General features: G+C 59.4%; 32 protein-coding genes and 2 pseudogenes. 22 read left to right on the forward strand and 12 right to left on the reverse strand.

Translation table 11 applies throughout. The features are described 5' to 3' along the window. Window positions 1-3 precede the first annotated feature (3 nt). The 3 genes from JOH52_RS13870 to JOH52_RS13880 are packed head-to-tail and all read left to right on the forward strand — an operon-like array spanning window position 4 to window position 2,709. Complete coding sequence (locus JOH52_RS13870) at window positions 4-2,127, forward strand: DNA cytosine methyltransferase (RefSeq protein WP_127650405.1); 2,124 nt, start codon at window positions 4-6, stop codon at window positions 2,125-2,127. 32 nt (window positions 2,128-2,159) lie between these two features. Next, the gene (locus tag JOH52_RS13875) at window positions 2,160-2,519 is read left to right on the forward strand and encodes a hypothetical protein (RefSeq protein ID WP_017267227.1); all 360 of its coding nucleotides are present in this window, start codon (window positions 2,160-2,162) and stop codon (window positions 2,517-2,519) included. A 4-nt stretch (window positions 2,520-2,523) separates the two neighbouring features. Beyond that, the gene (locus JOH52_RS13880) at window positions 2,524-2,709 is read left to right on the forward strand and encodes a hypothetical protein (RefSeq protein ID WP_017267228.1); all 186 of its coding nucleotides are present in this window, start codon (window positions 2,524-2,526) and stop codon (window positions 2,707-2,709) included. Between the two features lie 5 nt (window positions 2,710-2,714). Here JOH52_RS13880 and JOH52_RS13885 read toward each other — a convergent pair whose 3' ends face one another. Next, window positions 2,715-2,975 (reverse strand): hypothetical protein, encoded by a 261-nt coding sequence (locus JOH52_RS13885; RefSeq protein WP_127657812.1) that lies wholly within the window; start codon window positions 2,973-2,975, stop codon window positions 2,715-2,717. A 68-nt stretch (window positions 2,976-3,043) separates the two neighbouring features. On the opposite strand from JOH52_RS13885, the gene JOH52_RS13890 reads away from it, so the two are divergent. From JOH52_RS13890 to JOH52_RS13910, 5 genes are read left to right on the forward strand one after another with little or no spacing between them, the layout of a single operon-like run. Next, window positions 3,044-3,259 carry a hypothetical protein gene (locus JOH52_RS13890; RefSeq protein WP_017267113.1) on the forward strand — a complete coding sequence of 72 codons (216 nt, stop codon included), beginning with the start codon at window positions 3,044-3,046 and terminating at the stop codon, window positions 3,257-3,259. A gap of 1 nt (window position 3,260) precedes the next feature. After that, window positions 3,261-4,001, forward strand: coding sequence for a DNA replication protein (locus JOH52_RS35050; RefSeq protein WP_234896711.1), 741 nt, complete (start codon window positions 3,261-3,263; stop codon window positions 3,999-4,001). Further along, the gene (locus tag JOH52_RS13900; protein WP_127650842.1) at window positions 3,943-4,719 is read left to right on the forward strand and encodes a hypothetical protein; all 777 of its coding nucleotides are present in this window, start codon (window positions 3,943-3,945) and stop codon (window positions 4,717-4,719) included. The genes JOH52_RS35050 and JOH52_RS13900 overlap by 59 nt, the downstream gene beginning before the upstream one ends. Continuing rightward, complete coding sequence (locus JOH52_RS13905) at window positions 4,716-5,123, forward strand: GcrA family cell cycle regulator (RefSeq protein ID WP_017265623.1); 408 nt, start codon at window positions 4,716-4,718, stop codon at window positions 5,121-5,123. The genes JOH52_RS13900 and JOH52_RS13905 overlap by 4 nt, the downstream gene beginning before the upstream one ends. Before the next feature lie 18 nt (window positions 5,124-5,141). After that, a complete protein-coding gene (locus tag JOH52_RS13910; protein ID WP_234842759.1) occupies window positions 5,142-5,741 on the forward strand; it encodes a transcription termination/antitermination NusG family protein in 600 nt (199 codons plus the stop codon). A 348-nt stretch (window positions 5,742-6,089) separates the two neighbouring features. Here the strand turns inward: JOH52_RS13910 and JOH52_RS13915 are convergent, their stop codons facing one another. Then, window positions 6,090-6,623 carry an ImmA/IrrE family metallo-endopeptidase gene (locus JOH52_RS13915; RefSeq protein WP_017265621.1) on the reverse strand — a complete coding sequence of 178 codons (534 nt, stop codon included), beginning with the start codon at window positions 6,621-6,623 and terminating at the stop codon, window positions 6,090-6,092. After that, window positions 6,616-6,978, reverse strand: a complete 363-nt coding sequence (locus tag JOH52_RS13920; protein WP_017265620.1) for a helix-turn-helix domain-containing protein — start codon at window positions 6,976-6,978, stop codon at window positions 6,616-6,618. Before JOH52_RS13920 ends, JOH52_RS13915 begins: the two co-directional genes overlap by 8 nt. A 306-nt stretch (window positions 6,979-7,284) precedes the next feature. Between JOH52_RS13920 and JOH52_RS13925 the strand changes: the two genes are divergently transcribed. After that, the gene (locus JOH52_RS13925) at window positions 7,285-7,512 is read left to right on the forward strand and encodes an Imm32 family immunity protein (protein ID WP_017265619.1); all 228 of its coding nucleotides are present in this window, start codon (window positions 7,285-7,287) and stop codon (window positions 7,510-7,512) included. A gap of 69 nt (window positions 7,513-7,581) precedes the next feature. Here JOH52_RS13925 and acpP read toward each other — a convergent pair whose 3' ends face one another. Then, window positions 7,582-7,833, reverse strand: a complete 252-nt coding sequence (acpP, locus tag JOH52_RS13930; protein ID WP_017265618.1) for an acyl carrier protein — start codon at window positions 7,831-7,833, stop codon at window positions 7,582-7,584. 41 nt (window positions 7,834-7,874) lie between these two features. Continuing rightward, window positions 7,875-8,060 (reverse strand): DUF3606 domain-containing protein, encoded by a 186-nt coding sequence (locus JOH52_RS13935; protein WP_017265617.1) that lies wholly within the window; start codon window positions 8,058-8,060, stop codon window positions 7,875-7,877. 82 nt (window positions 8,061-8,142) lie between these two features. On the opposite strand from JOH52_RS13935, the gene JOH52_RS13940 reads away from it, so the two are divergent. Further along, a complete protein-coding gene (locus JOH52_RS13940) occupies window positions 8,143-8,310 on the forward strand; it encodes a hypothetical protein (RefSeq protein ID WP_017265616.1) in 168 nt (55 codons plus the stop codon). Between the two features lie 21 nt (window positions 8,311-8,331). Here JOH52_RS13940 and JOH52_RS13945 read toward each other — a convergent pair whose 3' ends face one another. Continuing rightward, a complete protein-coding gene (locus tag JOH52_RS13945; RefSeq protein WP_017265615.1) occupies window positions 8,332-8,607 on the reverse strand; it encodes a hypothetical protein in 276 nt (91 codons plus the stop codon). A gap of 22 nt (window positions 8,608-8,629) precedes the next feature. Between JOH52_RS13945 and JOH52_RS13950 the strand changes: the two genes are divergently transcribed. The 6 genes and pseudogenes from JOH52_RS13950 (at window position 8,630) to JOH52_RS13975 (ending at window position 14,459) form a co-directional block, all read left to right on the forward strand. After that, window positions 8,630-9,130, forward strand: coding sequence for a terminase small subunit (locus JOH52_RS13950; RefSeq protein WP_014529537.1), 501 nt, complete (start codon window positions 8,630-8,632; stop codon window positions 9,128-9,130). A gap of 3 nt (window positions 9,131-9,133) precedes the next feature. Beyond that, window positions 9,134-9,547, forward strand: a pseudogene (locus tag JOH52_RS13955) (phage terminase large subunit); the annotation flags it as partial. Window positions 9,548-9,731: 184 nt separating this feature from the next. Beyond that, window positions 9,732-11,261, forward strand: coding sequence for an IS21 family transposase (gene istA / locus JOH52_RS13960; protein WP_012477342.1), 1,530 nt, complete (start codon window positions 9,732-9,734; stop codon window positions 11,259-11,261). Between the two features lie 12 nt (window positions 11,262-11,273). After that, window positions 11,274-12,011, forward strand: a complete 738-nt coding sequence (gene istB, locus JOH52_RS13965) for an IS21-like element helper ATPase IstB (RefSeq protein ID WP_012477343.1) — start codon at window positions 11,274-11,276, stop codon at window positions 12,009-12,011. Between the two features lie 127 nt (window positions 12,012-12,138). Further along, window positions 12,139-13,071, forward strand: a pseudogene (locus JOH52_RS13970) (phage terminase large subunit family protein); the annotation flags it as partial. 8 nt (window positions 13,072-13,079) lie between these two features. Then, window positions 13,080-14,459 carry a DUF1073 domain-containing protein gene (locus JOH52_RS13975; RefSeq protein ID WP_127657879.1) on the forward strand — a complete coding sequence of 460 codons (1,380 nt, stop codon included), beginning with the start codon at window positions 13,080-13,082 and terminating at the stop codon, window positions 14,457-14,459. Here the strand turns inward: JOH52_RS13975 and JOH52_RS13980 are convergent. The 3 genes from JOH52_RS13980 to JOH52_RS13990 form a co-directional block, all read right to left on the reverse strand. Continuing rightward, window positions 14,439-15,260, reverse strand: coding sequence for a S1 family peptidase (locus JOH52_RS13980; protein WP_017265454.1), 822 nt, complete (start codon window positions 15,258-15,260; stop codon window positions 14,439-14,441). The genes JOH52_RS13975 and JOH52_RS13980 overlap by 21 nt on opposite strands. 179 nt (window positions 15,261-15,439) lie before the next feature. Then, window positions 15,440-15,694, reverse strand: a complete 255-nt coding sequence (locus JOH52_RS13985) for a hypothetical protein (protein ID WP_127650848.1) — start codon at window positions 15,692-15,694, stop codon at window positions 15,440-15,442. Between the two features lie 145 nt (window positions 15,695-15,839). Next, the gene (locus tag JOH52_RS13990) at window positions 15,840-16,709 is read right to left on the reverse strand and encodes a putative phage abortive infection protein (RefSeq protein ID WP_017265453.1); all 870 of its coding nucleotides are present in this window, start codon (window positions 16,707-16,709) and stop codon (window positions 15,840-15,842) included. Between the two features lie 50 nt (window positions 16,710-16,759). Here JOH52_RS13990 and JOH52_RS13995 point away from each other — a divergent pair, with 50 nt between their 5' ends. Genes JOH52_RS13995 through JOH52_RS14015 form a run of 5 tightly spaced genes read left to right on the forward strand, consistent with a single transcriptional unit; the run spans window position 16,760 to window position 20,278 of the window. Next, complete coding sequence (locus JOH52_RS13995; RefSeq protein ID WP_017265452.1) at window positions 16,760-17,905, forward strand: DUF2213 domain-containing protein; 1,146 nt, start codon at window positions 16,760-16,762, stop codon at window positions 17,903-17,905. A gap of 12 nt (window positions 17,906-17,917) precedes the next feature. Beyond that, complete coding sequence (locus tag JOH52_RS14000) at window positions 17,918-18,388, forward strand: structural cement protein Gp24 (protein WP_017265451.1); 471 nt, start codon at window positions 17,918-17,920, stop codon at window positions 18,386-18,388. A gap of 25 nt (window positions 18,389-18,413) precedes the next feature. Further along, the gene (locus JOH52_RS14005) at window positions 18,414-19,391 is read left to right on the forward strand and encodes a DUF2184 domain-containing protein (RefSeq protein ID WP_102761261.1); all 978 of its coding nucleotides are present in this window, start codon (window positions 18,414-18,416) and stop codon (window positions 19,389-19,391) included. A gap of 14 nt (window positions 19,392-19,405) precedes the next feature. After that, window positions 19,406-19,753 (forward strand): hypothetical protein, encoded by a 348-nt coding sequence (locus JOH52_RS14010; protein WP_017265449.1) that lies wholly within the window; start codon window positions 19,406-19,408, stop codon window positions 19,751-19,753. A gap of 30 nt (window positions 19,754-19,783) precedes the next feature. Further along, window positions 19,784-20,278, forward strand: coding sequence for a DnaT-like ssDNA-binding protein (locus JOH52_RS14015; RefSeq protein ID WP_017265448.1), 495 nt, complete (start codon window positions 19,784-19,786; stop codon window positions 20,276-20,278). Between the two features lie 23 nt (window positions 20,279-20,301). Here JOH52_RS14015 and JOH52_RS14020 read toward each other — a convergent pair whose 3' ends face one another. Next, the gene (locus JOH52_RS14020) at window positions 20,302-20,463 is read right to left on the reverse strand and encodes a Thivi_2564 family membrane protein (RefSeq protein WP_015007748.1); all 162 of its coding nucleotides are present in this window, start codon (window positions 20,461-20,463) and stop codon (window positions 20,302-20,304) included. Between the two features lie 80 nt (window positions 20,464-20,543). Between JOH52_RS14020 and JOH52_RS14025 the strand changes: the two genes are divergently transcribed. Further along, entirely contained in the window at window positions 20,544-20,909 is a 366-nt protein-coding gene (locus tag JOH52_RS14025; protein ID WP_017265446.1) for a hypothetical protein, read from the forward strand. On the opposite strand, the gene JOH52_RS14030 is transcribed toward JOH52_RS14025, so the two are convergent. Then, window positions 20,906-21,049 (reverse strand): hypothetical protein, encoded by a 144-nt coding sequence (locus tag JOH52_RS14030; RefSeq protein ID WP_015007746.1) that lies wholly within the window; start codon window positions 21,047-21,049, stop codon window positions 20,906-20,908. The genes JOH52_RS14025 and JOH52_RS14030 overlap by 4 nt on opposite strands. Before the next feature lie 157 nt (window positions 21,050-21,206). Further along, window positions 21,207-21,716, reverse strand: coding sequence for a lipocalin family protein (locus tag JOH52_RS14035; RefSeq protein WP_017265444.1), 510 nt, complete (start codon window positions 21,714-21,716; stop codon window positions 21,207-21,209). Window positions 21,717-21,725 lie beyond the last annotated feature (9 nt).

Here is a 21,725-nt window from a genome sequence, read left to right on the forward strand (position 1 = left end):
GCAATGTTCAGGACTGACCTTTTCAGCGAGACTAGCACCGGCGCTTTGATGGCCTCCGCCTATGTCGGCGCGCCCCTTATCGTCGATAGCTTCGCCGGCGGCGGTGGAGCCTCGACCGGCATTGAGATGGCGCTCGGCCGCTCGCCGGACATCGCCATCAACCACAACCCTGATGCGCTGGCGCTCCACGCGGCCAATCATCCAGAGACGCACCACCTCTCTGAGAACGTCTATCGCGTCGATCCTCTCGACCACCTCAAGGGCAAGCACATCGGCCTCGCCTGGTTCTCCCCGGACTGCAAGCATTTCTCCAAGGCCAAAGGCGGCAAGCCCGTGGAGCGCAACATCCGCGATCTTTGCTGGATCATTCCTGGCTGGATCGAGCGCATCCAGAAGAGTGGCGGCCGCGTCGATGTCGTCATCATGGAGAACGTCGAGGAGTTCAAAGATTACGGTCCGCTGGTCGCGACCGATCGCGGGCTGATGCCTCACCCTGAGCGACGCGGCGAGAACTTCGAGAAATGGTGCAAGAAGCTGCGGCGGCTCGGCGGCAAGATCGAGTTTCGCGAGCTGCGTGCCTGCGACTATGGCGCTCCTACGATCCGCAAGCGGCTGTTCGTGATCATTCGGTTCGACGGCAAGCCGATTGCCTGGCCTGAGCCCACTCACGGTAAACCTGAGGACCCGGATGTGATGTCCGGCAGGAAGCTGCCGTGGCGCACCGCAGCTGAATGCATTGACTGGTCTCTGCCTTGCCCCTCGATCTTCGACACTTCGGCAGAGATCTGGGCGAAGCACCAGCTACGCGCGGTGCGACCGCTCGCGGATGCAACGATGGCCCGCGTGGCCCGCGGCATGAAGCGCTATGTGCTTGATGCGGAGCGTCCGTTCTTGGTCAGTGTCGCGCACGGCGATAGCGGGGGTCGCAGGGAGTATCCCATTGACGAACCGCACGGCGTCGTCACCGCAGGAGGTATCAGCCATGCCGTCGTTGCCCCCTCGGTGATCCGCTTCAACACCGGCGCGACCGGACAGGATATGCGCGATCCGCTGTCAACGGTGACGGCGAACAGCTTTATCAAGCGGCCGGGTGGCGCAGCGCCTTTGGGCATCATTGCGCCGGTTCTGACCGCTGCTCAGCAAGGCGGCTCCGTCCGCTCGGTGGCGGATCCGCACCACACCATTACTGCCAGCAGCAAGGATCAGAATTCCGTCATCGTGCCGACGCTGGTGGGTTGTGGCGGCCGGGCAGGGCAAAGCCGTCCGCGTGCTGGCGACGAGCCTGTCGGAACGATCACGGCCAAGGCGGATGGCTGCGTTGCGGTCGCCTTCCTTGCGCAAAACAACTATCTTGAGCCTGGCCATGATGCGTGCGAACCACTGTCGACAATCGTCGGCAGGGGCAGCACGCAGAGCCCAATAGTTGCTTTCATGGCCCAACACAATGGGGATCCGCGCCCCGATGGTAGCGAGACCGCTCGTCCGGGCCGTGCGGCGGATGAACCGTTGGCGACCATCACCCAATCGGGAAGCCAACAGAGCCTCGTATCTGCATTTGTCGCTCGCCAGTTTGGCACCTCGACGGGTCATGCCGTTGACGATCCTGCAGCGACGGTTATGGCGGACGGTGGTGGCAAGTCGCAGCTCGTCATGCCCTACCTGCAGGCATACTACGGCACGGGCGACGGCCAGCACGAGACCGAGCCGATGCGGACGGTAACGACCAAAGATCGGCACGGCCACGTCGAGGCGACTATCAGCGTCCCGCCCTTTACCGATGCGCAGGCCGATCGCGCGCGCCAGGTCGCTAGCTTCATGCGCGCGCACGGCTTCTGGGACGATCGCGAGTTCGTCACAGTCGAGATCTCGGGCGAGACCTTCGTAATCGTCGACATCGGAATGCGGATGCTAACCCCGCGCGAACTCTTCAATGCGCAGGGGTTCCCGTCCGACTACGTCATTGATGGTGCTTGGAACTATCAAGCAGACGGCGCCGGCCCAGTCTGGCGCGAGTTCTCGAAGTCGGTCCAGGTCTCCTGTGTCGGCAACTCTGTCTCGCCCCCGGTCGCCTGTGCGCTGGTCTCGGCGAACTGCAGCCACCTCGCTGTTCAGAGGGAAGCCGCATGACCACCACACCTACATCAATCGGAGGCAAGGCGATGGCAGAGCATCTTCTTTTCAGTGAACATCTGACCGCAAAAGACGTGCACCGGCCGATTGCTGAAACCTACTTAGGCCAAGCGCACATCGCCGGCACGGGTCCGGAAGGCAAAACTTGTCGCGAGTGCATCTTTTGGCACGTATGGAAATCGAGGAAAGTGTCAGGGGGTACCGAGAAGATCCCCGCAGACCCGGGCTACTTCGGCAAGCGTCATGCAAAAACGCCCTGCGAGCTGAAAAAAGCCCGCTGCAACCGTCCTATCCTGAACAAAGCCAACCGTCTCATCCCGCACACCGCAAAGGCATGCCGGTTGTTCGAAGCGGCGGAACACGTCCTTCCGGCCAAGAAGAGCGGGTAAACGGATGCCGGCGATGATCCCAGAAAAGATCGCTTTTCTCGACAGCGAAATAACCGGTTTGCGCTCCCGAATCGGTGATGGCGGCAACTCCGTCCAGCGTGCCAAGCTCAAGATGTTGCGTGACATCCGCGAAGACTATCAGAAGTCGATCGATGTTGCCGCGCGCCGAGAGCAGGGAGGTGCGGCATGATGGGTTCAACCGCTCATCTTCGACGGAACCTCCTTGCCGGGCACCGGACTGATGTCGGGTGCGTCCGGGCCTACGTCGGGCTCTGGCTCTTCGATCGGTGGCTCCGGCAGATCTGGCGGCACATCCGTCGGCATGTCTGGTGCGTCCGGGCCTACGTCGGGCTCTGGCTCTTCGATCGGTGGCTCCGGCAGATCTGGCGGCACATCCGTCGGCATGTCTGGTGGGAATTCAGGGTCATCGGGCTTGGGGATCGGCTTGATAGGCATTCAGACCTCCTCTTTGATCGCGCAACCGATGCTGAGCTGTGTTTGTTCCACGAGCTGGGAGGTGTGGCATGACCTTCCTGGATGCCTACGCCAAGTTCGGGCCCGACACGATGGCGATCGCTGAGGCTTTGGATATCAAAGAGCACGAGGCCGACACCGTCATCAACATGAAGATGGACCGCGATCGTCTGGGCCCAACGATATGCCAGATGGCGGCTTTGAACGCTCCCCGTAAGCCAGTTCGTTTCGCCGGCTACGACGAAACAGAAAAATCGTGGTGGTGAGATGACCGTTTCAGCCGCCATCCGCCGCATGCTTGCTGCCGGTCTCACGATTGAGCAGGCTCTCGTCGCTGCTGAAGCGTTCGAAGCTGAGGCTGCGCCGCAAGAGCCGGTGCTCTCAAATAAACAGGCCAGAAACAGACGCTATTACGAACGTCTTAAATCGTCTGAAAAGCGTCTTAATGCAGACGATCAAGACGTTTCAGACGCTGGTGACGAACCTTCTTCCCCCGAAGGTTCTTCCCCCACACCCCCTTCTCCTAAACCCCAATCATCCATACCCCCTTCGCCCCCTAAAGGGGGCTCTTCCCCCACGGGGGTCGACCAGGTCGTCACGGCGTTTTCGGAAATGGCGCGTCAGTCCGGGCTTTCCGTGCCGAGGGCCGTCACGGCATCCCGGCGTCGCTCGCTGCTGCTGCGGATCGAGGAACATGGCCTCCCTGCAGTCCTCGACGCCATCCAGCGCATCGGCCGCAGCCGGTTCTGCCGCGGCGAGAACGACCGGGGATGGCGTGCCGATCTCGATTTCCTCTGCCAGCCCAAGAGTTTCGTTTCGATCCTCGAAGGCAAATACGACGACCGACCGCTGCAGCAATCGCAATCGCCGCCCCGGCCGCAAAGCCCATCCATGCAACGCCATCACGACATCCACGCAAGGCTGAAACGAGAACTCTACGGTGAACCAGATGAACAATTTGCCGGCCAAACTGTCGACCTTGCAGCAGGAGATTTCCGCTCTCACTGAGCAGCTTGCTCCGGCCGGCGCCGACGAAATCGGCCAGTGCATCGAAGGCCTCATGAGCGGCGGCATGCGCATCTCCGAAACGATCACTGCTGCAAACCCGGTCGAAGAATACCGCCTCTCGCTTCGCAACGTGCCGGTCCATGGGCTGCGCCGTGCCTATGTGAAACTGAAGCGCGGCGAATACGAGAACATCAACAAGGCTTTCATCCCCCTGCCGGCCGAGCTCGCGGCGATGGCGAATGCCGAATGCCGTCTCATCCGCGAGGACCGGATTCGCAAGCAGGAAACGCTTAGGGCGATCGAGGACTCCGTCAGCCGAACGCTGCCCAGCTCACATGGGCTCATGGACCTGCGCGTCACCCAGCGTGAGCGCGCCATCGCGCTGGCGGAGAAGGGCTTTGTCAGGGTTGCCGAAGGAGTCGACCATCTGGAATTCGCGCAGCTCGCCAAGTCTCGGGAATTGCCGGCGGGCACAGTCCACCTGTGGGCAATCGACGAGGTTTGGTCTCCGATCGCCGTCCGCGTCAACCGCAGTCGGATCCAGACGAAGCTGAACGTCCAGCCCCCACCGGTATCTCCGGAGCGCGCCGACGAGCTCGCCCGCATGCTGGCGCTTCCCGATGCCAGCCAGGTCACCGCCGAGCAGATGGCATATCGCGGCAAGGTGAAATCCGAAATCGAAGCGGCCGTGCCTGTCGAAGAGGAGCGCGCGGCATGACCATCCAGCACCGAACCGTCGACATCGAAGCCGCTGCGAAGCTCTGGAGGGATGATCTGCCCGCCTCCCAGATAGCCAAGCGCTTTGGCGTCAGCCGGAACGTCATTGTCGGGTTGGCTTTCCGCAACCGCAGTCTGTTCCCGTGGCGCGGCGATGCTGGGAAGAAGACCCGCGCACCCGGCCCAGCGAAGACGGTGCGACCTCGCAAGCGGGCGCCGGAACTGAGGCGGGAACCGGAGATCCCGGCGACCACCTATGATGCTGAGCGGCTCCAATCCGCAAAGCTCCTCCACCATCTCTCGGCCGGCGAATGCTGCTGGCCCCTAAACACCGGCGGCCCGTACCTGTTCTGTGCGGCGGAAACAACGGGCCTCTACTGCCGAAACCACAAAGCCAGAGCATAGCAGACGAGGGAAATGATCATGCTGAGAAACGAATGGTATGCGATCAAGGCCAGGCCGGGCACGCAGCGCAAGGCATCCCCGCGTGTAGGGGAAATCGAGGCACGGAAGGGCGAGTTCATCATTGAGCGCAGCCTTCGCGATGCGGGCTTCAATGTGTTCATGCCATCGTTCCGACGCGACATCAAACACCACCGAACGAAGGAGCTGCAAGAGCGGCGCTTCGCCATGCTGGTCGGCTACTGCTTCGTCAATCTGCCGACCCGAGAGTTCTTCCGCCTGTCGCGTGTCGATGGCGTCACGGCAATCCTAGGCGTTGCGGGATGCCCGCTGCGGATCGAAGACAAGCTCATCGAGGAACTGCTCGATGCCGAGGCCTCCGCTGAAGCCATTCTTGAGCGCGACAGGAACGCCCGCCGTAAGCGCACCAGGCGCGAGCTTCAAGAGGAGTTCCCCGAGGGCAAGGTCGTCACGATCGCGGCAACGCATCGCCTGGTTGGCGGTATGCTGGCAACCGTCCTCGACGTAACCGGCAGAAACACGGTGAAGGCTGCAGTAGAATGCCTCGGAGGCCTGATTCATGTCGATCTGCCGATAGAACTCATCGACAAGGTTGCATGAAGGGGCGCAATTTGCGCCCCTTCACCTAGTGACTTAGGCCAGAACCAAGATCGGCCAAGCTTTCAAGCCGAAAGTACGTGCCCAGAGGACCTTGCCGGTCCTTGCGCACTTCCGCCACGGGCGGAAGATGTACTTGTAGCCCGGGGGAGGCGGGGGAAGAACGTTCTTCGCCATTGCCTGCTCCCTAAGGGGCGCTGTTAACCTTGACACAAGCTTCGTGCGATACTATTTGGAACTGCGACATCCCGTATCGCTGCTTGAGTCTGAGGCTTCCGTTCGGCAAGCCCCTTTGCAAGCCCGAGACGGAAATTCTGTAGAAGGGAGATCTGGCTGCAACCAATCTCCCTTTTATATTAGGTTTTTTCCCCTCAAAAAATTGAACCGGTTGCGCGCTGCTTCATCCGAGACGCCGTGATTGCGGGCTATGTCGTAGTGGCTGCTGCCGCGGATCTGCAAGTGTCGAGGCATCAAGAATTCAGCAGCAAACTGATTGGCCTGCGGTTCGCTTCTCTTAAACGGAGCCACGGCGTCCCTGGTCGTCCGGGCGAGGGGCACGCCGGTGTGCAAGAACAGATGCCCCATCTCATGTGCCACCGTGAAACGGGCGCGGCCGTCGCCATTAACAGCCGCCTCGTACACGTCTTCACGGATCTGAATAAAGTGTCCACTTGGATCCGTGAGACCCTCTGCACCATCCATCTCGACGAACGTTCCAACCTCGAAACGAACTATGTTGAGCTGATAATCCAGTACCTTTTCCAGTATATCAATGACGGGGACATACGGGGATCGCTCCAGTCCAATGATCGATCGCAACCTCTCTGCAACGGAGTGAATGTTGTCCCACGAACGCGGCGGCACCACAAAGTCTTGACTACTCATTAGGCTTTGTTCCTCTACTCAGTATGTTCCGTATCTCCTCCAGATCGGATGCAGTTAAGTCATTCATTCTTCTCGCCATAAGGCCCGCAGTGTCTCTCCCAAGAGCATTGTGGGGCTCTAGTACGAATGCTTTTCTTGAGCGATCGGCAGCGATTCTGATCTTGTTGGCAGCTTCAGCCGCCAGACCATAAATGCGAACTACGATCTCTTCAAAGCCCGATGGTGGCGACTTCTTGCCGGTTTCAATCGACGAAATGAAAGCAGCCGATTTGTCGAGTTTTTGAGCCATCTCAATCAGCTTCTCGTCACGGTCAATTCGAATCTTGCGAAGTTCCTTTCCCAGCTCGGTCAACATTTTTCTTCTCCTTTTGTGCGCGCAAAGGCGGTTCAGGGGCGCGTACAATGATGAATATAGGCCGACGCGGAAAATATTCAAGGCAAAATCGTAAAATCGTTTAACCTGTCAGGTAAAATTTCGGGGCGACCGAGAGAACGTGTTGCGTTAATCGGCGATGTCGATTAACGTTCGGGTAACTAAGGGTGATTTGCAGGCTGTCCTGATCGCGGACCTCGATTAGAGGGAACACTCGCCGGGCCTTAGGGGAGAACTCACCGCTCCCCGCCTAGGCTGCATTTTGCCAATTTCCCGGCTGGATGATCAATGATCCTTACTGTCGAACTCGAAAATGCCGAGCACCCCGAGGTTGCCCTTTGCTTTGACCGCGAAGGGCTGGATTTCTTGATGGCTAAGCTCGAAGCGCTGCGAAATACGCCCGACCACATGCATTTGATGACGCCATCATGGGCTGGCGACTCGCTCACCGAAGAAAAGCAGGGTGGCGAGCGATACGAGCTCGTGAACAGTTTGCGACTGGTTCGGGTTCCGTAAAGGCCATCACACTCGGCGCATAGGAGAAATGCGGCCAAAATCTACTGGCCCATTTTACCTCTGCTGCGGCTAGCTCTCGGTTTTCGACATAACCACGTAAATTGCATCTCCGACCGTGATAACGGCTTCGGCCAAGTCATCTGAAATTTCGATATTGAACTCGTCCTCAATCATCATGACGATTTGAGCGACTTCGAGATAGTCGGCGCCGAGGTCATCTACGATGGACGCGTCGCCCACAACCCGGGCAGGGTTGATGCCCAACTGCTCGATGATTATTGCTCTTACACGGCTAGCGACGTCCGCGCTGGAGTTTTCCACCGATGCGCTCCCTCAAACGGCCCTGACTGCTCAGGCAGGCCTCAGGACTTCTTCACTTTCACGGCAAGCGCATTCGCTTTATCGCGATCGTTCCCGGCTTTCCTGATGATGTCACGGGCCTGCTCAATTGAAAGGCTGTGCTTCTTTCGAAAGTAGCTGAGCTCGTAAGGCTGTCCAGCGGCTACCCGATGACGGTCACGGCCAACGGCCTTCTTGTTGTCCGGCATAGGCTTCCTCCCAAAGTTGACCGCAATTAACGGCGGTCGATTGAGGTAAGTTCAACGTTTCGCACCTTGAGGAGATGAGCACATGCCCGCTTACCTCGTCGTCCCCTACGACTCCGGCCCCACAGGCTTCCCCGGCATGCAAGCCCTCATCAACGAGAAGGCTGCAGAAGGGTATGCGCTCCACCAGGTAATAGAGCGCAGCACGTACCAGTGGGTGCTGATCTTCAAGCGCGAGCCCGGTCGGTCCTGAAAAATTGCGACACCATCAAAGTCATGGCTCATAGTCGGCAAGGAAGGGTTCCTGACGCCCACCGATGGGGTCCCATCCCGTCAGTAACTCCATCGTCCACGAAAGAGCCTCCAACTGCTCCTTAACATCTCCGCCGGTGTTGTCTTTCAGTTCGCGATAGGCGGCTTCCATGCGCTTTAGGAATCGCTGCTGAAACGTCGGGTCGGTTTCATTCAGCGTCTGCACCAAGCAAGCAGATACCATAGCCATCCCGAGTTTAGCTCGGTGCAGATCTGATCGTTTGTCTTTGTCTTCCATGTTTGATCCCCAAGGTTAACCGATGCCCGTCCTAAAGAACGCACGGCACGAGAAGTTCGCGCAGGAACTCGCCAAAGGTAAGACGGCCGACGAGGCATATCAGCTTGCGGGGTTTAAGCCTAACCGGGGAAACGCAGCACGTTTGAATGCAAATGAAAGCATTCAAGAGCGCGTAGCCGAAATCCAAGGCAAGGGCGCCCTCAAGGCGGAAGCAACCGTCGAGCGTGTTCTGAAAGAGCTCTCCCGTATCGGCTTCTCCGATCTTCGCCGCGTGTTCGATGCGAACGGCAGGCTGCTTCGGCCCGAGGAGTGGGATGACGACACAGCCGCCGCTGTCGCTTCGGTCGAAGTGGTGACTCGCAACATCGGCGACGGTGAGGTCGAGCACGTCCACAAGATTAAGGTCTGGGACAAGAACAGCGCCTTGGAGAAGCTTGCCAAGCACCTCGGTATGTTCATCGAGCGTGTCGAGCACTCCGGGAGCATGAGCCTCAATGTCTTGCCAGAGGACGCCGAACTGTGACCCATGCAGGTAGCTCGATTAACGGAGAAACAGCGAGAGGCTAATCGCCTTCTCGCCGGCCCGGCGCGCAACATCATGCTCCGCGGCGGATCTCGGTCTGGAAAAACGTTTGTTCTTTGTCGGGCGCTGATCCAGCGAGCGATAAACGCTCCGGGTTCGCGGCACGTCATATTCAGGTTCCGGTTCAACCACGCGAAGACGTCGGTCTGGTCCGATACCCTGCCAAAGGTCCTGTCTCTCTGCTTCCCGTCGGTTCGGGTGCGATTTGACAAGACCGACTTCTATGTCGAGCTGCCGAACGGATCGCAGATCTGGATAGCGGGCCTGGACGATAAAGAGCGCGTCGAGAAGATCCTCGGTCAGGAATACGCCACTCTCTATTTCAACGAGAGCAGCCAAATCCCTTGGGTGCAAATTCCGAGGCAATCCGCCCCCTGATTCCGAAATGATCTCGCCCCCCAATTCCGAGAAATAGTCGCCCCCTGATTCCGAGATGATGCCGCCCCCATCGGAAAGCATCTGGCGTGGGTGTTCTGCTGGTGTGAAGTTTCTTCCTTCGACGTGACGAGGAAGGAACGGGATGCCTGCGGAGAGACTGGAGATGCGGCGTGTCCGCGAGATATTGAGATATCGCTTCGAACAAGGACTTGGCCACAAGTCGATCGCGGTTCGGGTTGGAGCTGCGCCATCGACGGTGCGCGAGACGCTTCGGCGTGCGGCCATTGCGGAGCTATCGTGGCCGTTGGGTGACGACGTCAGCGATGCAGTCCTGGAAGCGGCGCTTTACAAGGCAGGCGGGACGAAGACGGGTCATCGTCGGAGCCCTGAGCCGGACTGGGCGCAGGTCCACCGCGAGCTGAAGCGCAAGCATATGACGCTGCAGATCCTTTGGGACGAATACATCAGCCGTTATCCGGAGGGCTATCGCTACAGTCGCTTCTGTGACCTCTACCGCGGCTGGGCGATGAAGTTGCCTGTGACGATGCGGCAGGATCACGCGGCCGGCGACAAGCTGTTCGTCGACTACGCCGGCGACACGGTCACGGTTGTCGTTGATCGGCTGTCCGGCAAGACACGGCAGGCGCACCTGTTCGTGGCGGTTCTGGGAGCATCCAGCCTTTCATATGCGCAGGCACGTTGGAGCGAGACGCTTCCCGACTGGATTGAATGCCATATCCTGGCGCTGGAGTACTTTGGCGGTGCGCCAGCCTTGCTGGTTCCCGACAATGCCAAGGTAGCGATCATCAAGGCCTGCCACTTCGATCCCCAGGTCAACCGGACGTATTGCGGGATGGCGGCCCATTATGGCAGCGCCGTCTTGCCGACGCGGCCGCGACGCCCGCGGGACAAGGCGAAAGTGGAAGCTGCGGTTCGTATCGTCGAACGCTGGCTATTGGGCCGGCTGCGCCATCGCATCTTCTATAGTTTGGCCGAGGTCAATGCGGCGATTGGCCAATTGCTCCATGATCTCAATGATAAGCGCGTTCTGCGCCGTGTCGGCGCCACGCGCCGCCAATTGTTCGAGGAGCTTGATCGTCCGGCTTTGCGACCGCTGCCTGTCGAACGTTATGTCTTTGCCGAATGGCGTATCCGGCGCGCCGGGCTGGATTATCACGTCGAGATCGAGCGGCACTATTATTCCGTTCCCTATCGCTTTGCCCGCGAGCAGGTCGAGGCTCGTATCACCGCCAATACGATCGAGATCTTCCACAAGGGCGAGCGAATTGCCGCTCACCGGCGCTCCAGCGGCAACGGCAAGCACACGACGATCCCCGATCATATGCCCTCTGCGCATCGCCGCTTTGCCGACTGGACGATTGAACGGATTCAACGCGAAGCCTCTGCGATGGGGCCGGATGTTGCGCTGTTGTGCGAGCGCATTCTTGCCGACAGGCCTCATCCCGAGCAGGGCTTTCGAGCTTGCCTCGGCATCATCCGCCTCAACAAGAGCTTCGGCCGCGACAGGGTCAATGCCGCTTGCGGCCGTGCGTTGGAGATTGGCGCACGAACCTATGGCTCGGTGCGATCCATCCTCGACAATCACCTTGACCGGACGGCTGCCTCAAATGGAGCGGCGCCGCATGAACCGATCCATCACGCCAACATCCGCGGACCTCGCTATTACCACTAAGGAGAACGAAAGATGCTTGCCCATCCAACACTGGATAAATTGAATGCCATGGGCCTGGCCGGCATGGCAAAGGCCTTTGGCGAACTTGTTGCCAACGGCGAAGCCGAACATCTCTCGCACGCCGAATGGCTCGGACTGCTGCTCGAACGGGAGTGGAGCTCCCGTTACGATCGGAAGCTTGCGGCACGCCTCAGGTTTGCCAAGCTTCGCCACCAGGCCACCCCAGAAGATGTCGACTATCGCGCCGACCGCGGCCTCGACCGTGCTCTCTTCATGAAGCTGCTCGGTGGCGACTGGATCAACGCCCATGACAATCTGGCCATTTGCGGACCCTCGGGTGTCGGAAAGAGTTGGTTGGCTTGCGCTCTCGGCCACAAGGCTTGCCGAGACGATCGCTCAGTTCTCTATCAGCGTGTCCCAAGGCTGTTTGCCCAGCTTGCGCTCGCGCGTGGTGATGGCCGCTACGCCCGCCTGCAACGAACCTTGGGCCATGTTCAGCTCCTGATACTGGATGATTGGGGGCTCGAGCCGCTCAACGAACAGGCCCGCCACGACCTGCTGGAAATCCTCGAAGATCGCTATGGACGCAAATCAACGATCATTACCAGCCAACTTCCCGTGTCCGCATGGCACGGCGTCATTGGCGACCCAACCTACGCCGATGCCATACTCGACAGGTTGGTCCACAATGCCCACCGCATCGAATTGAGCGGCGATAGTCTGCGCCGAAATCTACCGCGCAAAGCTTGACACCTCGCCTGAATGAACTGACAACAATCATCGCCTGCAGACCCCACTAAACAGGGGGCGAGATCATCCCGGAAACCGGGGGCGCAATCATCTCGGAACAAAGGGGCGGCTTCATCGGAATCGGCACCCTTGGGCATCCGTGGAAACGGCAATGTCCCGTTTGGCGCAGAAGTGCGAGCTGGCCCCAGCGATAGCGGCAGCGACGGGTAGAAGGTACCTCGCCCTCAAGGCCTACTTCGACTGCAACCCGCCTTCTAAGCTCCATTGGAGCTTCCAGATGTTCCGGGCGAAGATGAAGCCAGGCACGAAGGAGAAGCTGGCCAAGCCGGAAGACTATGCCGAGATGCAGGTGAACCCTGCCGACAACTCGGAGAACCTGCCGCCCGAGTATTTCGAGGTTCTGGCCTCGATGTCCGCAGCGAAGAGGTTGCGGTTTGAGGCCGGAGAATGGGCGAGCGAAGTTAGCGGCGCGCTCTGGGCTCTTGAGGATCGCAAGGCGCCCGACGGGAAGCTGATGCCGGGCATAGACAGCCTGCGTGTCGCCAGCGCTCCTGAAATGCGACGCATCGTCGTTTCCGTCGACCCCTCCGGTACGAGAGGCGATGGCGCGGGTGACGATATCGGTATCGTCGTCGCCGGCCTCGGCATCGATGGGCATGGCTACATTCTTGAGGATGGCACTTGCCAGTTGTCACCAGAAGGGTGGGGCAGGCGAGCGGTCGACCTCTACCATCGTCATCAGGCGCACCGGATCATCGGGGAACGGAACTTCGGCGGCGACATGGTGCGCTTCACCGTCTCGACGGCTGACAAGACCGCGCCCTTCAAGGAAGTCGTCGCCAGCCGAGGCAAAGCGGTGCGAGCAGAGCCAATCAGCGCTCTTTATGAGCAGGGCAAGGTTCATCACGTCGGAGACTTCCCCGACCTTGAAGACCAGATGTGCAATTTCACGCCATCTGGATACCTCGGAGAGGGTTCACCTGACCGGGCCGACGCCCTGGTCTGGGCTCTCACCGAGTTGATGCTTGGAGGTTCGTCCTTCACGCTGACGAACGTTTAGGAGCGGACATGGCTAACATCATCGCGTTCGTCCGCGACAGCCTGACAAACATGGTCGCCAGCTTGGGTACCAGCCGGGACAAGGCAGCGGCCAACGTCTATTCGATGCCGATGCTTACCGACGAGGAGCTGCTCAACGCCTATCGGGGCGCGTGGCTCCCCCGGAAGATCGTCGACATCCCGGCATTCGACAGCATCCGTGCCTGGCGCGACTGGCAGGCGAAGAAGCCGCAGATCGAGGCGATCGAGGCGGAAGAGAAGCGCCTGAACGTGATGGGAAAGCTGCTGGAGACCCGCATCAAGGCGCGGCTCTGGGGTGGCGCCGCGATGGTCATCGGTACCGGCGAACAGGACCTGGCCGCTCCGCTCGACGTCGAGCGCATCGGGAAGGGCGGCCTGAAATACCTTACGGTCATGACGCGGCGCCATCTCACGGCCGGCGAGATCGATCGTGATCCGGCCTCGGAATGGTATGGCAAGCCGAAGGTCTATCAGTTGAATTCGGCCGATGGCGCGCAAGTCGAAATCCATCCGTCGCGCTTGGTCATCTTTAACGGCAGCCAGCAGCCGGACGAGGACATCATAACGACCACCTATGCCGGCTGGGGCGACAGCGTGCTTCTGTCGGTAGTCGATGCGATCAAGCAGGCCGACGGTACCGCGGCGAACATCGCCAGCCTCGTTTTCGAGGCCAAGGTCAACGTGATCCGCATTCCGGATTTCATGCAGAACCTCGGCAACGCAGAGTACCGGGCCAAGATCCTCGAGCGCTATACGCTCGCTGCCACGGCGAAGGGCATCAACGGCGACCTCCTCCTCGATAAGGAAGAGGAGTACGAGCAGAAGACGGCGAGCTTCGCCACGCTGCCCGACGTCCTCATGTCGTTCCTGCAGATCGTTTCCGGCGCGGCGGACATTCCGGCTACCCGTCTGCTCGGCCAGTCCCCGGCCGGCATGAACGCGACAGGCGAAAGCGACCTGCGCAACTATTACGACCGCCTGCAGGCTATGCAGACCGTCGAAATGACGCCAGCGATGGCCCGCCTCGACGAGTGCATTATCCGCAGCGCACTTGGCTCTCGCGATCCGGACATCTACTACGAGTGGGCGCCGCTCTGGGGCATGTCGGAGAAGGAAAAGGCGGAAGTCTTCAAAATGAAGGCTGATGCTGCTCGGCAGTTGGTCGGAACAGGCACGGGACAGGAGATCATCCCGCGCGAGGCTGTGTCCGACGCGCTGGTCAACACCTTCGTCGAGGACGGTTCGCTGCCTGGCTTGGAGGCTGCGATCGACGAATATGGTACGCTGGCAGAGCAAGAGCCGACGGAAGCCGAGCTTGCAGCTGCAGCAGCGATTCGAAATCGAAAACTATCCAAATCGGCTCAATAGAATAGGGATGATCTCTCTAATCGCTTTCGACTTGACGCAGTATCCTAAGTTCGTTGGTATTTGCGATAGAGCTATTGGCACCATTGAGGTGGGAACTGGTTGCGCGACTATCGTACCTTGGGTCGTGTACTGTGGCCCGCCCCAAAGTAAGCCCAGCAAGTAAAGGCGGCTTCCGAAGGTTATGCCGCCTCCTTTCATAGGGTAGTTGCCCTGGTTGGCTATCAACACGGGAGATCCAGATGATCCGGGGAAGCAGGCGCAATCAATCATGAACTCTGGGCGCCCATTGTAGTCCCGCGCATAAGGCGTTGCAGTAACACCCCGTCTTATGATCGGAAGGTTATTCGACTGGTCCCAAAGCCCGGTCGGGTAACCAATCATCAGTATGTCCTCGATCGCCGTCAACCCTTGGATCTGCTGATCAGTAGGGATCGAGGAAACATCAAACGCTCTGAAGTATGCAGGGGTGCCAGCATTAGCCATTTCGTGAAGGATGCCACCGACAGGAAAGGCCGCAAGATCAACGTTCGAATTTGGGTGTCGAACCACGACTTTTTGGATATCGTCAATGTTCCACGAATTGAACACCCCGAAAACAGGCCCATCTGGTCCACCTCGCGAAACATATATTCTGGCAGACTGCGCTCCATCGACAACATGCTTGTTAGTCACGATGATAGTCATGGTACCCTTGTCGGGTATTTCTATGTTGAAGAAGAACCCCGTGCCAACGGAACCACCGTTGGCCGTCACCGTCTCAATCCTGCTTGTCGTGTGCGGCAGTTGATCAAAGATCGTCATTAAAGAATCGCCCTTCCGTTGAGCGTCGATTGTGCTGAACCGCAGGGGTGGGAGCACAAATGCAGCGATTTCTTGTGGTTTCGCGCCTTCATAGCTGACGGGCAGCTACGCGCAAAAACGATGGGCACCGATCACCCGGCCGAGGCGGTGAACCGGACAATTGGATGGCCGTGACTACGTCAGAGGTGATTTGGCGCATCGCCAAATTTTGCTCGAAGCTCAGCAATTAAACTTTCGTCGTCGCTGCTCCAGATTATGTCATTGGTAACTTCGAGTCTGGAGAAGCTAGACGACAGGAATTCGCGATGCTCGACAGTCTGCACGCGGTCTTTTGGTGTAGGTTTGCTGTTTTTGGCAAAGTCGGTTTTGCTGTCGCCTTCCTCCCATCCACGAGGAGTAAGGTGCCATTCGGTCCATTCGTTGCTTGCTGACATGACGCTCCCCCTGACAGGCTAGGGACCATGTATCCAAGCGACGCAAAGACCGCAAGCCTCCCGCCGCCTGGGGCAGAGATATTCGAGAAATCAAGGATCGATGAGGCGCTGACAACTGAAAACCCAGCTGTAATTCTGTTAACCTCTACTCGTCCCTTTCCCAATCTTCGTCCACATCGTCGTCAATATCGGGTTCCGGCGGGCGATTTGTATCTCGTCCCTGAAAGGTCTCAGGAGGGTAATGCTTAGTCAATTCGTCGTATACGTCACCGGTCCTTGCATATTTGAGCAATCGGAACCGAATTACGAGCCGTTTGAAATCTTTCGCGAAATCGTTCAGGGCGTTGCATCCCGCGATCGCGGCTTCGAAGCTCGTCATCTGCCCGCGGACCAGATTGCCGAATTCGTCTTTTTCCTCATCGCTCAAAAACGGGTCGCGGTCGACCCGATCGAGGGTCTCGTAAACGAGGCGGAAGTAGGCTCCCAGTGTACTCTCGTATCTGACGTGGACTTTCTTCGCGTAAAGTGCAGCGAGCCCCTCGCAGTTCAGCGCTCTACCGGCTCTGTCTTCCTGACGAACCCAGTATCGCATTTCGCGATATGCTGCCCGGAAGGCGAAATGCCCTTTCTTCGTTTGGGGAACCGCCTTGACATTGGCAGTCAGGTATTTGTCTGAGTTCCTAAACCTGACGTCTTGTCGGTTCTCACGGATGACAGCCAACAACTGAAAGAAGTTATCCTCGAACCGCTGCCGATGTTGATTTTGCTCTGCCTTAAATATCTGGCGCTGCTGCCGTCTTAGATCATCCGCCTGCTGCTTGATGGTGAACAGCACGGCAACAAAGGCGAGTGCTGAGAAGAGCGCGTTAAGCGCGCCAAAGGTATCACCCAATTGGCCGAGCCTTTCGCTCTTCCAGGGGATGTCAAACCACTGAAAAACGAACTCTTGGAACACCCAGGCGATCCATACGGCACCAAAACCAATGGCTGCCGCCACGATCCATTTCAGCCTCATCTATTCCCCCAGCGATAAGTGCGGCCGCAACTTAAAGGAACTCGTCGATAATGCAATTCATCGACCATGCACCGATCGCGGGCACGCGACGGACCGCCGACGGCTACCTTGTTGCTGATGTCCGCACCGCGCGCACCGGCATCCAGCTCTATGCCGGCCATGAGGTCGGCAAGCCGGAGATGGCAACCGTCAAGGTCTATCGGCCGGAGGATCAGGTCTTCGACAAGGCCAGCCTCGGTAGCTACGCGCATAAGCCGGTGACGAACGACCATCCGGACGAGGCCGTGACCGCCGATAATTGGAAAGCGCTTTCCGTCGGACAGATCGGCGACGAGGTTGCCCGCGACGGTGAATTCGTCCGCGTCCCCCTCGTCGTCATGGACGGTGCCACCATCAGCGAGATCGAGGGCGGCAAGCGCGACCTCTCCGCCGGCTACACCTGCGATCTCGCCTGGGAGCCGGGCACCACGCCAGCGGGCGAGAAGTACGACGCCATTCAGAAAGATATCCGGATCAACCACGTCGCCATCGTGCAGCGTGGCCGCGCCGGGTCAGAAGCTCGCATCGGCGACGGTGTGAGGTCGTGGGGCGCTACCCCGTTCACCAGTGATCAGAAACCGAAAGAGGACAAGATCATGACCCTGAAGACGGTTACCGTCGATGGCATCCCGGTTGAAGTAACCGACCAGGGTGCCACGGTGATCGGCACGCTCCAGCAGCGCCTTGCCGACGCCAACACCAAGTTCGCCGATGCCGAGAAGGCACATCAGACGGCTCTGGCCGCCAAGGATGCCGAGTTGGCGAAGAAGGATGCCGAGATCGATGCTCTGAAGGGCAAGATCCTTTCCGATGCGGATCTCGACAAGCGCGTCCAGGCGCGTGCCGATCTCATCACCAAGGCGCACGCGATCGCCAAGGACGTGAAGACCGAAGGCCTCTCCGATGCCGCCATCCGCACGGCCGTGGTTGTCGCCAAGCTTGGCGATGCGGCCGTCGCCAACAAGTCGGACGCCTATATCGACGCCCGCTTCGACATGCTCGTCGAGGATGCCAGCAAGAACGGCGCCGATCCCTTCCGCACCGTCGTGCAGCAGGGCCTTTCCCAGGCCAACGACGCCGACAAGGTGGTCGTGGACGCCTATTCCCAGATGGTCGCCGACATGAAGGCCGGCAAGACCTCTGCAGCGACCAACTAAGGAGGCGCTTCAATGGCTACCTACCAGACCACTTATGGCGCGGCTCCCGCGAAGGGACTTGCAGGCCAGATCGCTTCCGAAGAGAAGTGCAACAAGGTCAGCCGTACAGTCGAGACGGCGGCCGGCATCAAGTTCGGCGCTCCTGCTCAGCGGGGAGCCGGCAATCATGGCGTTGCCATCCTCACCACCGGCGACTTCCTCGGGCTCGCAGTGCTCAACCCGGCGGTACCGCCGAGCGCCAGCAATCCCGACGCCTATCCGCAGTACTTCACCGGCGCCTTCATGACTATGGGCACGATGTACGTCACTGCGGGTGCAACGGTCGCTGCCGGTGACCCGGTCTACTATGTGACCGCAACCGGCCGCTACACGAACACGGACAACACGGGCGCCAACCCCGCAATCCCCGACGCCTTCTTCGAAGAATCGGGCACCGATGGCGCCATCGTCCAGATCAGCCTTGGCTTGCGCCATCAGGCGTAACGCTTCGCGAAAGGAACCCTGAACTATGAACCAGATCATCCGTCAGGCCTTCGCTGATGCGCAGGCCGCGTTCCCCTTCGTCATCGCGCAGGGGCGCAACATCGAGACCCGCATCTACCAGCGGCGTTATCCGACCTTTAACTACGGCGCCCACGTGCCCGTCGTTACGGAAGGGAACGCCTGGGCGATCGGGACGACCTTCTTCACCGTCGATACGGCAGGCGAGGCGAAATTCCTCTCCGGCGCCGGTACCGACATGCCCTTCAACCAGGCCACGAAGGATATGGCCAGCCATGACTTCGCGATGATCGGCTCCGGCTGGGAGTGGAACCTCGAGGAGGTCAATCAGGCTGCCCTTTACGGCATCGACCTGAACGGCACTAAGGCCATGTCGGCGTCCGACAAGGTCGAGCGCCTGCTCAACTCGGTTGCCATGGTCGGCACGACCGAGAAGAACTGGACCGGCTTCGTCAACGACCCGCAGGTCTCACGTGTCGACGTTGCGGCTGATGGCGCAGGCGGCGGCGGCTCGTCCACCTTCTGGGTGAACAAGACCAACGACCAGATCCTCCGGGACATCAACGACCTGATCTCCAGCGTTCGGGAGAACACGTCGGAAGTGGAGTGGGTCGACACGCTGCGGCTGCCGCCGGAAGCCTTCCGCCTCATCGCCACCCGCCGCCTCGGCGAGGGCGATGGTCTCCTGACCCTCCTGGAATACATCCGCCGCAACAACGTCTACACGGCGGAAACCGGCCAGCAGCTCGACATCCAGCCGCTCCGCGAACTCGCGACGGCATCCCAGGACGGCGGCGGCCGCATGGTCGTGTATCGCCGGGATTCGGAAGTTCTCCGCTTCCACCTGCCGATGCCTCGCCGTGTCCTCCAGCCGCGCCAGAAGTCCATCATGGGCTTCGAGACCGGCATCATCGCCCGTACCGGCGGTACCGAATGGCGTCTGCCTGGTGCCGCTGCCTATGGCGACGAAATCACCGCACCGTAACCGGAGGATCAGTCATGAAGGTCACCAACAACAGCAAGGCGTTGCAGGGCGTCCGCTCCAAGGGGCGGGCGGTCTACATCCCACCGGGTGAGACTCTCGACGTCGATCTCGAAGGCGTCGACCTCGAAAAGGCCAAGCGCCTTCGCTTCCTCAGGATCGAGGGCGTCTCCAAAGCTGCAAGCAACCAGGACGGCGACGGTCCGAAGACGGCACTCGAAGTGCTTGAAATGGCAAAGGACCAGAACGTGCAGTTCATGTCCTTCAAGTCTGCGGCATCCAAGCTTCTCGGCGATAAGACGCCGGGCAAGAAAGACGAGATCGTCGCGGCCCTCGAAGATCTGGCAACCAAGCCTGGCGCCTAAGCGCCGGGTTCTATTCCATCGGAGATTGACATGGCTGGATACGGCACGAACGACGGCTTCACGGCGTACGCCACCGAAGCCGGCTATGTCTTCCCCGAGGGCACGACCGAAGAACAGAAGACCGCTGCACGTCAGCGCGGTTCTCTGGTGATCGATCGATATGAGCCTCGGTTCAGCGGGCGGCGCACTGGCGGGTATGCCCAAGAGCGCGCTTGGCCACGCACCGGCGCCACCACCTATTACGGCGAGGCGATCCCTTCGAGTGAAACGCCGGTCGCCATTGTCAACGCCTCATACGAGGCCGCTTTCCTCGAACTGACGAATCCCGGCAGCTTGTCGCCAGTCGTGACCGGATCGCAAACGGTGAAGCGCGAGAAGATCGGACAGCTTGAGGTCGAGTATTCAACCTCTACTTCAACGGATATCGACGACCTCGTCGCGCTCGCAACGCCTGTCGTGACCACGATCGAAGGGCTGCTCTGGCCGTTTCTCGTGCCGGTCTGGCCGGGTGCTTTGGTGGTGTAGCTCCAGGCATCGCCCGCACTTGATCAGAATACGCCCAGTGAACCGAGCAACGAGACCATTCCGGCGATCAAAATAACGAATTGAGCCCTCTGCTTCATCGTAGGGTCAATTGGAAGCTTCTGCACGAGATAAAGCACAACCCCGGCGAAGAGGATGGTCAGGAGGATGCTGATTGTGGCGGACATGTCCCCCAGATCCTTGAACAAAGAGCCTTGCGGCAATGAGGCGTAAATAAGGCTTAGCTCTCGAAAAGGAAGGGCGGAGGATGGCAAACCCGATCTATGCGCGCCTCCCGGCGACCGCGCAGCGCCTCATCGCCAAGTACGGCCAATCCGCTACTGTGAAGCGGATCACGCCTCCGGATCCTGTTTACGGCGGCGAGCCTGTCGTCACGTCTTATCCCGCCACGCTCGTCCCGATGGCCTACGAGGCCCGCTACATCGACGGCACGGTCATCCAGACCGGTGACATGCAGATTTACATCTCCGCTGTCGGCCTCTCGATCGAGCCCACGGTCGGCGACGTCGTGACCGCCAATGGCGCCGATTACGCCATCATCAACGGCGACCCGAACAAATACGATGGCATCACGCCGGTCGTCTTCATCGTCCAAGGAAGGATTGCGGCTTAGTTCTCCTGAACCGAGATCCCGTCCTCGCCAATCTTGATCTCGACGCCTTGTGTCGTCTCCTCCTGGTAGACGTAGATGCCCAGTCCGACAGTAATGACGGCAAGCACGGCGATGATGAGATAGAGGGCGTTTCGGTTCATGCAGCGGAATCCTTACATGAATTTCGATCAGTTGCTCAGTGCATACGAGCCAGAGCTTGTGGCGGGCTTTCGGGAGGCGATCGATCCCTCGCGATAGCGCTTCGAATATCACGCTACCGCCCCGACACGGCCCAAGGAGAGGGTTGCCCTATGAGCATCATTGTTTCTCGAGCATAGCATCGCTCACCTCCCGCCCGGTGTGGCGCGGCCTGATAAGGTTCTTCAGGTCAAATCCCTGCCGCCGAGCCTCAGCTAGGTAGTCTTCCAGGGTACTTTCCGAAATGGCACTCTCGCGCGCGATCACCCAAAGAAACTTGCGATCAGGCGTGCCGACCAGTGCGACCCGGTACTCAGGATCGATTTTGAGCACCCAATAATCGCCGTCAGTGAAGGGTATCCAGCGAAGTGCAGCCGGAAGAAAGTTGACTTTCAGCTTCGCGTTCGTCGCATCGACTGGCTCTGCTTGGCCAAGCGCTTGCTTGGGCTGGTTGTTGTTATCGAAACAGCGGTTGTCGACGCGAATCTTTCCGTCGTTATCAAGGGAATAGTCTGCCGTGATGTCCGTCGCGGCATCTTCTTCATATTTGAGCGGCAGGCGGACGATCTCATACCAGCGCCCCAGATAACGGTTGAGGTCGAGACGCGGAATTGCTGTGACTTCGCCCATGGCTTCGGT

The organism is Sinorhizobium meliloti (genome assembly GCF_017876815.1).
GTDB lineage: Bacteria > Pseudomonadota > Alphaproteobacteria > Rhizobiales > Rhizobiaceae > Sinorhizobium > Sinorhizobium meliloti.

Bases quoted from the DNA above. Each gene is read 5' to 3' on its own strand.
- JOH52_RS35050 (WP_234896711.1), top strand. From the start codon at position 3,261: ATGACCGTTTCAGCCGCCATCCGCCGCATGCTTGCTGCCGGTCTCACG.
- JOH52_RS13945 (WP_017265615.1), bottom strand. From the start codon at position 8,607: ATGGAAGACAAAGACAAACGATCAGATCTGCACCGAGCTAAACTCGGG.
- JOH52_RS13870 (WP_127650405.1), top strand. From the start codon at position 4: ATGTTCAGGACTGACCTTTTCAGCGAGACTAGCACCGGCGCTTTGATG.
- JOH52_RS13995 (WP_017265452.1), top strand. From the start codon at position 16,760: ATGCAATTCATCGACCATGCACCGATCGCGGGCACGCGACGGACCGCC.
- JOH52_RS13875 (WP_017267227.1), top strand. From the start codon at position 2,160: ATGGCAGAGCATCTTCTTTTCAGTGAACATCTGACCGCAAAAGACGTG.
- JOH52_RS13950 (WP_014529537.1), top strand. From the start codon at position 8,630: ATGCCCGTCCTAAAGAACGCACGGCACGAGAAGTTCGCGCAGGAACTC.
- JOH52_RS13990 (WP_017265453.1), bottom strand. From the start codon at position 16,709: ATGAGGCTGAAATGGATCGTGGCGGCAGCCATTGGTTTTGGTGCCGTA.
- JOH52_RS13975 (WP_127657879.1), top strand. From the start codon at position 13,080: ATGGCTAACATCATCGCGTTCGTCCGCGACAGCCTGACAAACATGGTC.
- JOH52_RS14025 (WP_017265446.1), top strand. From the start codon at position 20,544: ATGGCAAACCCGATCTATGCGCGCCTCCCGGCGACCGCGCAGCGCCTC.
- JOH52_RS13925 (WP_017265619.1), top strand. From the start codon at position 7,285: ATGATCCTTACTGTCGAACTCGAAAATGCCGAGCACCCCGAGGTTGCC.
- JOH52_RS13940 (WP_017265616.1), top strand. From the start codon at position 8,143: ATGCCCGCTTACCTCGTCGTCCCCTACGACTCCGGCCCCACAGGCTTC.
- JOH52_RS14030 (WP_015007746.1), bottom strand. From the start codon at position 21,049: ATGAACCGAAACGCCCTCTATCTCATCATCGCCGTGCTTGCCGTCATT.
- JOH52_RS13980 (WP_017265454.1), bottom strand. From the start codon at position 15,260: ATGACGATCTTTGATCAACTGCCGCACACGACAAGCAGGATTGAGACG.
- JOH52_RS13935 (WP_017265617.1), bottom strand. From the start codon at position 8,060: ATGCCGGACAACAAGAAGGCCGTTGGCCGTGACCGTCATCGGGTAGCC.
- JOH52_RS13890 (WP_017267113.1), top strand. From the start codon at position 3,044: ATGACCTTCCTGGATGCCTACGCCAAGTTCGGGCCCGACACGATGGCG.
- JOH52_RS13900 (WP_127650842.1), top strand. From the start codon at position 3,943: ATGAACAATTTGCCGGCCAAACTGTCGACCTTGCAGCAGGAGATTTCC.
- JOH52_RS14010 (WP_017265449.1), top strand. From the start codon at position 19,406: ATGAAGGTCACCAACAACAGCAAGGCGTTGCAGGGCGTCCGCTCCAAG.
- JOH52_RS14015 (WP_017265448.1), top strand. From the start codon at position 19,784: ATGGCTGGATACGGCACGAACGACGGCTTCACGGCGTACGCCACCGAA.
- JOH52_RS13905 (WP_017265623.1), top strand. From the start codon at position 4,716: ATGACCATCCAGCACCGAACCGTCGACATCGAAGCCGCTGCGAAGCTC.
- JOH52_RS13910 (WP_234842759.1), top strand. From the start codon at position 5,142: ATGCTGAGAAACGAATGGTATGCGATCAAGGCCAGGCCGGGCACGCAG.
- JOH52_RS13985 (WP_127650848.1), bottom strand. From the start codon at position 15,694: ATGTCAGCAAGCAACGAATGGACCGAATGGCACCTTACTCCTCGTGGA.
- JOH52_RS14020 (WP_015007748.1), bottom strand. From the start codon at position 20,463: ATGTCCGCCACAATCAGCATCCTCCTGACCATCCTCTTCGCCGGGGTT.
- JOH52_RS13915 (WP_017265621.1), bottom strand. From the start codon at position 6,623: ATGAGTAGTCAAGACTTTGTGGTGCCGCCGCGTTCGTGGGACAACATT.
- JOH52_RS14005 (WP_102761261.1), top strand. From the start codon at position 18,414: ATGAACCAGATCATCCGTCAGGCCTTCGCTGATGCGCAGGCCGCGTTC.
- istB (WP_012477343.1), top strand. From the start codon at position 11,274: ATGCTTGCCCATCCAACACTGGATAAATTGAATGCCATGGGCCTGGCC.
- JOH52_RS13885 (WP_127657812.1), bottom strand. From the start codon at position 2,975: ATGCCTATCAAGCCGATCCCCAAGCCCGATGACCCTGAATTCCCACCA.
- JOH52_RS14000 (WP_017265451.1), top strand. From the start codon at position 17,918: ATGGCTACCTACCAGACCACTTATGGCGCGGCTCCCGCGAAGGGACTT.
- JOH52_RS13920 (WP_017265620.1), bottom strand. From the start codon at position 6,978: ATGTTGACCGAGCTGGGAAAGGAACTTCGCAAGATTCGAATTGACCGT.
- JOH52_RS14035 (WP_017265444.1), bottom strand. From the start codon at position 21,716: ATGGGCGAAGTCACAGCAATTCCGCGTCTCGACCTCAACCGTTATCTG.
- istA (WP_012477342.1), top strand. From the start codon at position 9,732: ATGCGGCGTGTCCGCGAGATATTGAGATATCGCTTCGAACAAGGACTT.
- JOH52_RS13880 (WP_017267228.1), top strand. From the start codon at position 2,524: ATGCCGGCGATGATCCCAGAAAAGATCGCTTTTCTCGACAGCGAAATA.